Source organism: Burkholderia ubonensis subsp. mesacidophila (genome assembly GCF_002097715.1).
In the GTDB taxonomy this organism is placed as follows: Bacteria; Pseudomonadota; Gammaproteobacteria; order Burkholderiales; family Burkholderiaceae; genus Burkholderia; species Burkholderia mesacidophila.
This window is the reverse complement of record NZ_CP020737.1, coordinates 2,984,149-2,996,521: the sequence shown is the minus strand read 5'-3', so window position 1 is coordinate 2,996,521 and position 12,373 is coordinate 2,984,149. Positions and strand designations below refer to the sequence as shown.

Annotated in this window: 11 protein-coding genes; 8 read left to right on the top strand and 3 right to left on the bottom strand. The window is 69.9% G+C overall.

All coding sequences use genetic code 11. The features are described 5' to 3' along the window. The first annotated feature begins 136 nt into the window (after positions 1-136). From xseA to B7P44_RS14040, 5 genes are all read left to right on the top strand, one after another. Positions 137-1,519 carry an exodeoxyribonuclease VII large subunit gene (xseA, locus tag B7P44_RS14060; protein ID WP_084905115.1) on the top strand — a complete coding sequence of 461 codons (1,383 nt, stop codon included), beginning with the start codon at positions 137-139 and terminating at the stop codon, positions 1,517-1,519. Positions 1,520-1,699: 180 nt separating this feature from the next. After that, the gene (gene sodB / locus B7P44_RS14055; protein WP_017333980.1) at positions 1,700-2,278 is read left to right on the top strand and encodes a superoxide dismutase [Fe]; all 579 of its coding nucleotides are present in this window, start codon (positions 1,700-1,702) and stop codon (positions 2,276-2,278) included. A gap of 264 nt (positions 2,279-2,542) precedes the next feature. Beyond that, the gene (locus B7P44_RS14050) at positions 2,543-3,394 is read left to right on the top strand and encodes a hypothetical protein (RefSeq protein ID WP_133117958.1); all 852 of its coding nucleotides are present in this window, start codon (positions 2,543-2,545) and stop codon (positions 3,392-3,394) included. 229 nt (positions 3,395-3,623) lie between these two features. After that, positions 3,624-4,934 (top strand): MFS transporter, encoded by a 1,311-nt coding sequence (locus B7P44_RS14045; RefSeq protein ID WP_084905111.1) that lies wholly within the window; start codon positions 3,624-3,626, stop codon positions 4,932-4,934. A gap of 17 nt (positions 4,935-4,951) precedes the next feature. Continuing rightward, positions 4,952-6,301: an MFS transporter gene (locus tag B7P44_RS14040; protein WP_084905109.1), complete on the top strand. Its 1,350-nt coding sequence runs from the start codon at positions 4,952-4,954 to the stop codon at positions 6,299-6,301. Between the two features lie 42 nt (positions 6,302-6,343). Here B7P44_RS14040 and B7P44_RS14035 read toward each other — a convergent pair whose 3' ends face one another. Continuing rightward, entirely contained in the window at positions 6,344-7,057 is a 714-nt protein-coding gene (locus B7P44_RS14035) for a Crp/Fnr family transcriptional regulator (protein WP_084906689.1), read from the bottom strand. An 82-nt stretch (positions 7,058-7,139) separates the two neighbouring features. On the opposite strand from B7P44_RS14035, the gene B7P44_RS14030 reads away from it, so the two are divergent. From B7P44_RS14030 to B7P44_RS14020, 3 genes are all read left to right on the top strand, one after another. Beyond that, positions 7,140-7,667 (top strand): Mpo1 family 2-hydroxy fatty acid dioxygenase, encoded by a 528-nt coding sequence (locus tag B7P44_RS14030; RefSeq protein WP_084905107.1) that lies wholly within the window; start codon positions 7,140-7,142, stop codon positions 7,665-7,667. A gap of 7 nt (positions 7,668-7,674) precedes the next feature. Further along, positions 7,675-8,682 carry a 2-dehydropantoate 2-reductase gene (locus tag B7P44_RS14025; RefSeq protein ID WP_193834329.1) on the top strand — a complete coding sequence of 336 codons (1,008 nt, stop codon included), beginning with the start codon at positions 7,675-7,677 and terminating at the stop codon, positions 8,680-8,682. Between the two features lie 95 nt (positions 8,683-8,777). Beyond that, a complete protein-coding gene (locus B7P44_RS14020) occupies positions 8,778-9,383 on the top strand; it encodes a class I SAM-dependent methyltransferase (RefSeq protein WP_084905105.1) in 606 nt (201 codons plus the stop codon). Positions 9,384-9,432: 49 nt separating this feature from the next. Here the strand turns inward: B7P44_RS14020 and B7P44_RS14015 are convergent, their stop codons facing one another. Both B7P44_RS14015 and mdtD read right to left on the bottom strand, forming a co-directional pair. Next, positions 9,433-10,707 carry an EAL domain-containing protein gene (locus B7P44_RS14015; protein WP_084905104.1) on the bottom strand — a complete coding sequence of 425 codons (1,275 nt, stop codon included), beginning with the start codon at positions 10,705-10,707 and terminating at the stop codon, positions 9,433-9,435. 182 nt (positions 10,708-10,889) lie between these two features. Beyond that, the gene (gene mdtD, locus B7P44_RS14010; protein WP_084905102.1) at positions 10,890-12,326 is read right to left on the bottom strand and encodes a multidrug transporter subunit MdtD; all 1,437 of its coding nucleotides are present in this window, start codon (positions 12,324-12,326) and stop codon (positions 10,890-10,892) included. Between the last annotated feature and the right edge of the window lie 47 nt (positions 12,327-12,373).

Genomic DNA, 12,373 nt, shown 5'->3' with positions numbered 1-12,373 from the left:
GGGGAGTTTTGCGGGGTTTTTTGCAGTCGATTGCCGAGGTGTGGACACTTTCCGCTTTGTGCAATGCACCCAGCGCCGCTGGACGCCGGGCGGATGTCGGACTATCGTGTCGCCGCCAGCATTCAACCGATCGTCCATGCAATCCGACTCCTCATTTACCGCGCCGGGCGCGACGCGCGGCGGCGACGAAGTGATTCCCGTCTCGGCCCTCAACCGCGCGATCTCGACGATGCTCGAGCGCTCGTTTCCGCTGCTGTGGGTCGCGGGCGAAGTGTCGAACTTCACGCGCGCCGCGAGCGGCCACTGGTATTTCTCGATCAAGGACCAGCAGGCGCAGATGCGCTGCGTGATGTTCCGCGGCCGTGCGCAATACGCGGAGTTCACGCCGCGCGAAGGCGACCGGATCGAGGTGCGCGCGGTCGTCACGATGTACGAGCCGCGCGGCGAGGTGCAGCTCAACGTCGAGGCCGTGCGGCGCACCGGGCAGGGGCGTCTGTACGAGGCGTTCCTGCGGCTCAAGGCGCAGCTCGAGGCGGAAGGCCTGTTCGCGCCCGAGCGCAAGCGGCCGCTGCCCGCGCATCCGCGCGCGATCGGCATCGTCACGTCGCTGCAGGCTGCCGCGCTGCGCGACGTGCTGACCACGCTCGCGCGCCGCGCGCCGCACGTGCCGGTGATCGTCTATCCGGCGCCCGTGCAGGGCGCGGGTTCGGCCGAGAAACTCGTCGCGGCGGTCGAGACCGCGAACGCGCGGCGCGAGGTCGACGTGCTGCTCGTGTGCCGCGGCGGCGGCTCGATCGAGGATCTGTGGTCGTTCAACGACGAGGCGCTTGCGCGCGCGATCGCGGCGAGCGCGCTGCCCGTCGTCAGCGGCGTCGGGCACGAAACCGATTTCACGATCGCCGATTTCGCCGCCGACGTGCGTGCGCCGACGCCGACCGGCGCGGCCGAACTGGCGAGCCCGCAGCGCGCGCTGCTGCTGCGCGAGGTGAGCGACCGGCAAGGCGCGCTCGCGCGCGGGATGCGCCGCACGCTCGAACAGCGTGCGCAGCAGCTCGACTGGCTCGCGCGCCGGCTTGTCAGCCCGGCCGAACGGCTGCAGCGGCAGCGCACGCATGTCGAGCAGCTCGCGGTGCGCCTCGCGTCCGCGGCGGCGCGGCCGGTGCGCGACGCGCGCGCCCGCTTCGCGCTCGCGCAATTGCGCTGGCAGCGCGCGCGGCCCGACGTGACGCAGGCGCGTTATGTGCTCGCGGGGCTGGAGCAACGTCTTTCGGTCGCGCTGCAGCGCCGTCACGAACGCGACACGGCGCGCGTGGCAGCCTGTGCGGCGCGGCTCGAGGTGCTGAGCCCGCAGCGCACGCTCGAGCGCGGCTATGCGGCGCTCATCGATGCGCAGACGGGCCGCGCGGTGCGCGCGCCGAGCGCGCTGAAGCCGCAGCGGCGGCTGACCGTGCATCTCGCCGAAGGCTCGGCGGACGTGTCGCTCGCCGACGTGCAGCCGCGGCTGTCGGATACGTTCTGACGCGTTCCGGCGGAACGGCTGCGCAGCGTGCCCGTCCCGCCAGTCGCTGCGCGAACGCCGCTTTTCCGCATACCGCGGATAAATGGCCCGCGGGTTTGCGGGGTTATTCGTCCTCGCCTACAATCGGACGCTCGGCAGCATTCAACACAGCCTCCCTACATACTCAACGAAGGAATCGCCATGGCTCATACGCTCCCGCCGCTCCCGTACGCTGAAGACGCGCTCGCGCCGACCATCTCGCAAGAGACGATTCAGTACCACTACGGCAAGCATCACCAGGCTTATGTGACGAACCTGAACAACCTGATCCCCGGCACGGAATTCGAAAACCTGTCGCTGGAAGAGATCGTGAAGAAGTCGTCGGGCGGCATCTTCAACAACGCCGCGCAAATCTGGAACCACACGTTCTTCTGGAACAGCCTGTCGCCGAACGGCGGCGGCGCACCGACGGGCGCGCTGGGCGACGCGATCAATGCGAAGTGGGGTTCGTACGACGCGTTCAAGGAAGCCTTCACGAAGGCGGCAGTCGGCACGTTCGGCTCGGGCTGGGCATGGCTCGTGAAGAAGGCGGACGGTTCGCTCGACATCGTGTCGACGAGCAACGCGGCAACGCCGCTGACGACGGCCGACAAGGCGCTGCTGACGATCGACGTGTGGGAGCACGCGTACTACATCGACTACCGCAACGCGCGTCCGAAGTTCGTCGAAGCGTTCTGGAACATCGTGAACTGGGACTTCGCAGCGAAGAACTTCGCGTAAGTCACCGACGCGTTTGCCGCGCCCCGCACCGGGCGCGCGGCATCCCGAAAAAAGCCCTCGCTACGAGGGCTTTTTGTTTTTCGACGATCGGTCTTGAAACACGTCCGGGAATGAAACGGGCGTCTTGTCGGTAATTCGTAACATATGAGGGTAGTTTCGGATCAGTAGAATGCCGCGTAGTCGCCTACTGTGGGTAAGTGCGAAACTGCAGACGCTACGACCATGCGATCGGCATGACGCAATCGGCAACGGCGGGGGCGTGTCATGGTTTTTCTGGAAAGAAAGGTTGCGTTGAATTTCGTCGAGCGGAAGGATCACGCCCTCGAACATGTCGGGTTCGACAACGAGAAACGCACGTATTACCCCGCCATGACCCTGTGGTTGAAGCTCGGGCAGCTTCAGGTGGTGCAACAGCTCGCAGAGCCGCTGGACGCGGAAAAGCAGCCGGTGCTTGCCATGTCGCTGCACGGCGTGGCCCATCTGGAGGGCCAGGAGCTGTCGATCATCGGCGCCGATCAACACACGACGCGCACGCTGCAGGTGTCCTTCGACGCGCGCGACGTCAGCACGGCTGACCGGCTGGGCCTGCGTGCGCTGGAAGACGAGCTGGGCAACGCATTGTCCGACGTGGTGCTCGGCAGTGCCCGGCTCGGCTTCAATCGTGCCGACGACGGCGCCGACGAGCCCGACCAGTGGTGGCTCGCCTGCCACATTCCCGGCGCCTGCCTGCAGGCGCTGGCGAAGGCCATCGCGGATGGCCAGCTGGGCGCGGTGGAGCTGGGGCTGGCCATGCGGCACCTGTATCTGGCGGAAAGTGCGGCGGTTGACCCGACACGCCAGCCCCGCCTTTTTCTCAGGCCCAACGCCGGCGACGACGCGATCGAATGGCCAAGCATCGCAACCGGCTATGTCACCCATCTGCGGATCGACTTTGCGACGACCACATTGCGCGGCGCGGCGGCGAGCAACGGCCAGGACGGGGACGTCACGGCGAAGCTCGTCGCGGATGCGGTGAATTCGCTGGGACTCAGGCTCCTCAATCTCAGATTGACGCTGAGGTGGATCGGCATCCTCATCGTCGTGTTGCTGTTCCTTGAAGTCATCGAGCGGCTCTGATCCGTCGCATCGCCGGCCAAGCCCTCGCTACGAGGGCTTTTCTTTTATCGGCCGCCGTGCAGCCGACGGCCGGCCGGGCCTTATAACCGGAGGCAATCAGTCGATGCCATAAATTCAATAGACGCTCGACGGCCCGGCTCCGACACTTCTCCAGCAATTCGTGACACGAATGACGGCGCGCATCGAGACCCCGGCCACGGGGCCGCGCACCGCTCCTGGAGGAGACACCATGTTTCAACGCCCCCGCGTTAGTCGGTCGGTCCTCGCGCTGATGTGCGCGATGTCGTTCATCATGTACCTCGATCGCGTGAACCTGTCGGCGTCCGCCGGCGTGATCCGCGACGACCTGCATCTGTCCAATACCGGCGTCGGCCTCGTGTTCGCGGCATTCGCGTACACGTACGCGATCTGCCAGGTGCTCGGCGGCTGGGCGAGCGACCGCTACGGCGCGAAGCGCACGCTGATCGCGTGCGCGACGATCTGGATCGTCGCGACCGTCGCCACCGGGCTCGCCGGCGGCCTCGTGTCGCTGTTCTGCGCGCGCATGCTGCTCGGCGTCGGCGAGGGTGCGGCGCTGCCCGCACAGGCCCGCGCGCTGACCAACTGGTTCCCCGCCGGCCGGCGCGGCTTCGTGCAAGGGCTCACGCATTCATTCTCGCGGCTCGGCAACGCAGTGACGCCGCCGTTCGTCGCGTTCGTCGTCGCGATCGCATCGTGGCGCGCGTCGTTCGTCGCGGCGGGGGCGCTCACCGCCGTGTGGGTGATCGTCTACGCGTGGTACTTCGCCGACGATCCGCGCCGGCACCGCCACCTGTCCGCCGACGAAGCGGCCGACCTGCCGCCGGCCCGCTCCGCAGCCGACTCGCCGGCGCACACCCGCACGCCGTGGCGGCGGCTGCTCGCCCGCATCGCGCCGACGATGGTCGTGTACTTCTGCTACGGCTGGACCGGCTGGCTGTTCTTCACGTGGCTGCCGACCTTCTTCATGCACGGGCGCGGCCTCGACCTGAAGCAGTCCGCCCTGTTCTCGGCCGGCGTGTTCCTGTCGGGCGTCGTCGGCAACACGGTGGGCGGCGTGCTCAGCGATCGCGTGCTGAAGCGCACCGGCAACGTCGTCGCCGCGCGCCGCAACGTGATCATCGTCGCGTTCGCCGGCGCGCTCGTGTTCCTCGCGCCGGTGATGTTCGCGCAGTCGCTGACCGTGACGGCCGCGTCGATGAGCCTGTCGTTCTTCTTCCTCGAGATGACGATCGGGCCGATCTGGGCGGTACCGATGGACATCACGCCGCGGCACGTCGGCGTCGCGAGCGGCCTCGTGAACGCCGGCTCGGCGATCGCGGGCATCTTCACGCCGATCGTGTTCGGCTTCGTCGTCGACCGCACCGGCAGCTGGACGCTGCCGTTCGCCGGCTCGATCGCGCTGCTCGTGCTCGGCATCGCGATGACCTTCTTCATGCGGCCCGACCTGCCGCTGCGCGACGACGCGCATGCGCACGCGGGCGACGCGGCTTTCGAACTGGCCGGACCGTCCGGACGCTGAACAGGGAGACGACCTCGATGAACCTGCCAACCATGGACGCATCGCCGGCACTGGATGCCGCCACCGCCAAGGCCCGCGCACGCCTGCTGCCGTTCCTCGTGCTGATGTACGTGCTCGCGTTCGTCGATCGCGCGAACGTCGGGTTCGCGAAGAACGTGCTGCAGGCCGACACCGGCCTGAGCGATGCGGCGTTCGCGTTCGGCGCCGGCATCTTCTTCGTCGGCTACGCATTGTTCGAAGTCCCGAGCAACCTGCTGATGCATCGCTTCGGCGCGCGCGTGTGGATGAGCCGCATCATGCTCACCTGGGGCATCGTGTCCGCGTGCACGGCGTTCGTGCACGACGCGGCGAGCTTCTACCTGCTGCGCGTGCTGCTCGGCATCGCGGAAGCGGGCTTCTTTCCCGGCATCATCCTGTTCCTGTCGAACTGGTTCCCCGCGCGAATCCGCGCGCAGGCGATGGGCCTGTTCTACTTCGGGCTGCCGCTCGCGCTCGTGCTCGGCAGCCCGGTGTCCGGCTGGCTGCTCGACCTGCCGATGCCGTTCGGCCTGCATCCGTGGCAGGGGATGTTCGCGGTCGAGGGGCTCGCGGCATCCGTGGTCGGCGTGATCGCGTTCTTCTACCTGACCGACCGGCCCGCCGACGCGCGCTGGCTGTCGGCCGACGAGCGCGCGGCGCTCGCGGCGACGCTCGGCGACGAGGACGCGCACAAGCGCGCGCACGGCCCGGCATCGGTGGCGGCGGCATTGCGCGATCCGCGCGTGCTGTTCTTCAGCGCGATCTATTTCGCGGTCCAGGTCAGCGTGTACGGCGTCGTGTTCTACCTGCCGACGCGCATCGCCGGGCTGACGGGCGGCCACGTCGGCACGGCGGTGGGCCTCCTGACCGCGATCCCGTGGTGCGCGGCGATCGCCGGCACATTCGTCGTCACGCGGCGCGCGGACCGCTCGGGCCGGCACCGCGCATGGGCGGCCGCGATGCTGGCGCTCGCGGCGGCGGGCATCGCCGCGTCGGCGCTCGGCGCGTCGCTGCCGGTCGTGCTGGTTGCATTCTGCGTGGCCGCGACCGGGTTCGTCGCGGTGCAGCCGCTGTTCTGGACCTTGCCGACCGGCTATCTGGGCGGCGCGGCCGCGGCGGGCGGGATCGCGTTCATCAATTCGGTCGGCAATCTCGGCGGCTTCGTCGCGCCGAACCTGAAGAGCGTCGCGGAGCGCGTCGCCGGGCATCCGCAGGCCGGCATGCTGACGCTCGCGCTGTTCGGCTTCGTCGGCGCGGCGCTGTTGATGAGGGCGCGAGGGGCAGGCACGCGCGGGGATGCGTCGCGCGGCGACGGCGTCGCGTGGCGCGGGGAGCCGGGGCGGTCGTGACGGTCGTGACGGTCGTGACGGGCGTGGCGGGCGGTCGGCTGGTCAGCCCGGCAGCCCGCTCGCGCGACGCAGCGCGTCGACGTCGACGAGTTCGATCTCGCCGACGTGCAGCCGCACCACGCCGTCCGTCTCCAGCGATTTCAGCAACTGATTCGTGGTCTGCCGCGTCAGCGACAGCATCGCCGCGAGCTTTTCCTGCGACAGCCGGATGCGCGTGCGTCCGGCGCTGATTCCGCCGTAGCCGTCGGCGATCATCAGCAGGCGCGCGGCGAGCCGCTGCGCGGCCGGCATCACGCTCATCGACTCGACGGTCAGGAAGCTGAGCCGCAGCTTCTGCGCCATCAGCAGCGCGAATTGCCGCCAGTATTGCGGCGTCGCGTCGAGGATCGCGAGCAGCGCGGCCTGCGGCACGTGCAGCAGCAGCGTGTCGTCGAGCGCGATCGCGTCGTGCGTGCGCGGCCGGCCGTCGAACAGCGCGATCTCGCCGAACCACGTGACCGGCTCGGCGACCGTCAGCAGCGCCTCCTTGCCCTGCGGATCGACCGCGCCTATCGTGAGGGAACCGCTCAGCACCGCGTACAGCCCGCACGGCGGGTCGCCGCGGCGGAACAGCGCCTGGCCGGCCGGCAGGCGGCGCAGCGCGGCGCGCGCGAGCAACGCCGCGCGCAACGCCTGCGGCAGCGCGGCGAACCACGGGTGCGCGTCGAGTTCCGGCAGGTATCGGTCGAAAGGCTCTGGGTCGAGGGACTCGGGCATGGGCGGCGCGATGTCGGGTAGCCGACAGAGGTTCTCGGGCGTGACGGGCATCATAGCGCGCATCGAACGACAAGGAGACGCCATGAAGACGCTCGAAGACCATCTCTCCCAGTACGCGGCCTATCACCGCGACGCACGCAACATCGCGACGCACCTGGTCGGCATCCCGATGATCGTGTTCGCGGTCGAGGTGCTGCTGTCGCGGCCCGCGCTCGGCGCGCCGGCGGGCGTCGCGCTGTCGCCGGCGCTGCTGCTCACGATCGCGTTCGTCGTGTTCTACCTGCGCGTCGACCTGCGCTTCGGCGTCGTGATGACGGCGCTGTTTGCCCTCGGCCTGTGGGCCGGGCAGACGCTCGCCGCGCTGCCGACCGCGCAATGGCTCGGCATCGGGATCGGCGCGTTCGTCGTCGGCTGGATCGTGCAGTTTGTCGGGCACTGGTTCGAAGGGCGTAAGCCCGCGTTCGTCGACGATCTCGTCGGGCTGATGGTCGGGCCGCTGTTCGTCGTTGCCGAGATCGCGTTCTTCGCGGGGCTGCGCGGCGACGTGCGGCGTGCGGTCGAGGAGCGGGCCGGGCCCGTGCACGGCGGCGCGCACGACGCGCATGTCTGAACCGTCGATGGCGCGCATCTGCGTGGTCGGCGCGGGCGTGGTCGGCTGCTATCTCGGCGGCCGGCTCGCGGCGGCGGGGCAGCCCGTCACGCTGATCGGCCGCGCGCGGATCGGCGACGCGATCCGGAGCCACGGGCTGACGCTGTCGGATCATCGCGGGTATCGCGCGCAGCTTGCGCCGACGGACGTCGCGTTCGACACCGACATGGCTGCCGCGGCCGACGCGTCGCTCGTGCTCGTCACGGTGAAGTCGGCGGCGACGCCGGCGCTCGCCGCACAGCTCGCCGGCGTGCTGCGGCCGGGCGCGCGCGTGATCAGCTTCCAGAACGGCGTGCGCAACGTCGACACGTTGCGCGCGGCGTTGCCGCAGGCCACGGTGTTCGCCGGCATGGTGCCGTTCAACGTGATCGAGCGCGGGCCGGGCGCGTTTCACCAGGGCTCGGCGAGCCGGCTCGCGGTCGACGCGTCGCCTGCGCTGCAGCCGTTCGCCGAAGCGTTCGCGCGCGCCGGGCTGCCGCTTGCGCTGCGGCGCGACATGCCCGCCGTGCAGTGGGCGAAGTTGCTGTTCAACCTGAACAACGCGGTCAACGCGCTCGCGAACCTGCCGCTGCGCGACGAACTCGCGCAACGCGCGTATCGCCGCTGCGTCGCGCTCGCGCAGCGCGAGGCGCTGCTCTGGCTCGCCCGGGCCGGGATCCGGCCGGCGCGCGTCACGCCGTTGCCGGCGGCATGGATTCCGGTGCTGCTCGACGCGCCCGATCCGCTGTTCCGCGTGCTCGCTGCGCGGATGCTCGCGATCGATCCGCTCGCGCGCTCGTCGATGTCCGACGACCTCGCCAGGGGGCGGCCGACCGAAGTCGACTGGATCAACGGCGAGGTGGTGCGGCTGGCCGAAGGCTTCGGTGCGTCAGCGCCCGTGAATGCGCGGCTGTGCGCGCTCGTGCACGCCGCGGAGGCCGCCGCGCAACGGCCCGCGTGGCGCGGCGACGCGCTGTGGGCCGCGCTGGCGGCGTGAGCGCCGGACGCCAAACGATTGCGTGCCGGTGTCGCGCCGTGCAACGACTAAGATGGGATTGGCGTCATGTGACGCCTTTGCGGAGCGCAATCGCCATGGTGGATCGCCCGACACTCGACGCGTACGACACCTACGCCGCCGACTATGCGCAGCTCTGGCTCGACGAGGGGCCGCCCGACGACATGTATGCGCTCCTCGAACAGCATTTCGCGCCGGGACCGACGGCGGACGTCGGCTGCGGCGCGGGACGCGATACGGCCTGGCTTGCGTCCCGCGGCTTCGACGTGCGCGGCTACGACGCGAGCGCGGCGCTGCTCGACGAGGCGCGCCGCCGCCATCCCGGCCTGCGCTTCGAGCAGGCGGCGCTGCCGGCGCTTCCCGGCGTGCCGTCCGGCGCGTTCCGCAACGTGCTGTGCGAGACCGTGGTGATGCACCTGGACCATGTCGAGGCGGCGGCCGCCGCCGCGCGGCTCGTCGAGCTGCTCGCGCCGGGCGGCACGCTGTACATGAGCTGGCGGGTCGCCGGCAGCGGGTCGCTGCGCGACGAGCACGGGCGCCTGTACACGGCGCTCGACGGCGCCCGGATGCGCGCGGCGCTCGGCGGCGGCGTGCAGGTGATCGACGAGCATGAGGTCGTCAGCCCGTCGTCGGGCAAGCGCGTGCACCGGCTGATCGTCCGCAGGGCGGACGGAGCGGCCTGACGCGGGCGCAAGCCGGTCGTTCGCGCGCACCGGATCCGCCGCCGGGGCGTCAGTCGCGGTGCGCGGCCGCTTCCCAGTTGATGTCGACGCAGAGCACCTGCATCCCGCCGGCGACGGGTGCGGCGATCGACGCGGTTACGCACAGGTGCGCCTCGTTGATCGACAGATAGGGCGGCGTCAGGTGCACGCGGCCCGGCATGCGCATCGCGTGGATGAAGTACGGACGGCGCTCCCAGCTCGCGCCTTCGGAGTGCAGCAGCGGGCGGAAGCGCTTCGCGCGTTGCGACACGCTGCCGCGCGCGAGCACGTTGTCGCCGATCTGCCGCCCGGACGCGTCGAGCAGGAAGCAGCGCGCGGTCTCGGGCAGGCCGAGCACCGTGGCGGCCGCGTCGATGAGCGTGCTGCCCGCGCCGAGCTTCGTACCGGCCTCCTCGAGCGCGGCGACGTACGGCGCGAGCCGCGTCGCCTGCATGCGCTCGCGTTCCGCGACGCGCAGGCGCAGCGCGGCCGACAGCGTATCCATGCAGCCCGCCGCGGCCTGCGGCTGCACCGGCTCGACGCTCGGGCCCGCGAAATACTGGCCCTGCACGAAATCGACGTCGCATTCGAGCGCGATCAGCGCGTCGCGCTCGGTCGCGAGGCCGCCCATCAGCACGAGCTGGCCGGATTCGTGCAGCAGCGACACGAGCCCCGGCAGCACCCGTTCGAGATGCGAATGCTCGCTCGCCTGCGCGAGGATGCCGCGGTCGAGCGTGACGATGTCGGGGTGCAGGTGCCAGACGCGGTCGATGTTCGAATGCTTCGCGCCGAAGCCGCCGAGCGCGATCAGGAAGCCGGCCTTGCGCAGGCCGTCGACGATCGCCGCATAGCGCGGCGTCTCGCCGCCCGCCTGCTCGGGCACTTCCAGCACCACGCGGTGCGGCGGCAGGCCGAGCGCCTTCAGGTTCGCGAGCAGCGCGTCGCCGTAGACGGTGTCCATCAGCGCCGCGGGATGCAGGCTCAGGAAGAGCCATTCGTCGTGGCTGTCGAACGCGTGGAAGTTGCCGAGGTGCAGCGATTCGGCGAGCCGGCCGAGCTCGAGCAGGTCGCCGCGCCGCGCGGCCTGCGTGAAGACCTCGTGCGACGCGACCTGGCGGCTTTCCTCGTCGTGCGCGCGCAGCGACGCGTGATAGCCGATCGCGCGCCGGTGCGACACGGAAAACACCGGCTGGAACACGCTGAAGACGGTGTAGCCGCCGTACAGCACGGTACGCCGGTTGCCGTCGTCGCCTGCAACGGGGCGGGGCGGCTGAAAGCCGGGGGGATCGATGTCGATCATGCTCATGATGTCGGCCGGAGGAAGGCTGCCAGTTTACCTACAGAATAGGCGAGCAAGAAGCGTGCGCAATCGCGCGGCCGGTGCGGCCTGCCGACGCGGTGCGAGCGCGCGCATCGGCCGTGCCGGTTGCACCGTCGTGGTGCGCCGCATGCCGGTGCGCCGTCCGAACCGGGGCGCGCCGGCCCGCGTCATGCGCGCTCGGACGGATCGGTCTTGCGTGCCGCGCCGCGGATTTCCGGCGCGAGTTGCGCGAAGATCCACGCGGACCCCGCGGTGATCACGCCGACGCAGATGAAGGTCGCGTGGAACGCGGGCAGCGTGTTGCTTGGCGTCACGGTGCGCAGCATCCCGGTGAAGGTCGCGAGCAGCGCGCCCGCGACCGTCACGCCGAGGCTCATCGACAGCATCTGCACGAGTGAGAACAGGCTGTTGCCGCTGCTCGCGCCGCCGGTGCCGAGATCCTTCAGCGTCAGCGTGTTCATCGCGGTGAACTGCATCGAGTTGAAGCCGCCGAACAGCGCGAGCTGCGCGACCTTGAGCCACACGGGCATCGCATCGTGCATCAGCGCGAAGCTCGCCATCATCACGCCGACCATGATCGTGTTCGCGAGCAGCACGTTGCGGTAGCCGTGCTTCATGATCAGGTGCGTGATGAGGCGCTTCGAGGACATCCCGGCCGCCGCGACCGGCAGCATCATCAGGCCCGCCTCGAACGCGGTGTAGCCGAGGCTCACCTGCAGCAGCAACGGGATCAGGTAGGGCATCGCGCCGCTGCCGATCCGCGCGAACAGGTTGCCGAGCAGGCCGACGCTGAACGTGTGGATCCGGAACAGCTCGAGCGAGAAGATCGGCTGCGGCGCGCGCACCGCGTACAGCCCGTAGGCGACGAAGCACGCGAGGCTCAGGATCAGCAGCACGAGCACGGCCGCATGCTGCATGCCGAGGTCGGCGAGCCCGTCGAGCGACAGCGAGATCGCGACCATGCCGATCGTCAGCAGCAGATAGCCCTTCAGGTCGAAGCGGCCGACGGCCGGGTTGCGTGCGTCGGGCATCGAATAGTAGGTCGCGATGCAGCCCGCGACGCCCACCGGCACGTTGATCAGGAAGATCCAGTGCCACGACGCGACCTTCACGAGCCAGCCGCCGAGCGTCGGGCCGATCAGCGGGCCGATCAGGCCCGGAATCGCGACGAACGACAGCGCCGGCAGGTAGCGCTCGGCCGGGAACGTGCGCAGCACCGCGAGCCGTCCGACCGGCAGCAGCATCGCGCCGCCGATCCCCTGCACGACGCGGAACGCGACGAGCTGCGGCAGCGTGTGCGCGTTCGCGCACAGCAGCGAGCCCAGCGAAAAGACCAGGATCGCGCTGAGGAACACCCGCCGCGTGCCGAACGTATCGGCGAGCCAGCCGGATACCGGGATCATCACCGCCATCGTCAGCGAATACGCGATCACGACCGACTGCATCCGCAGCGGCGATTCGCCGAGGCTCGCCGCCATCGACGGCAGCGCGGTGTTGACGATCGTCGCGTCGAGCGTCTGCATGAAGAAGCCCGTCGCGACGAGCCAGAGCATCACGGTGAGGTTCTTTTCGCCGGGGGCGGCGACGGGCGGGCGTTGAAACATGGGTGGCGGGCGAACGTTGGAACGTGGACACGCGGGCGGCGCCGCGC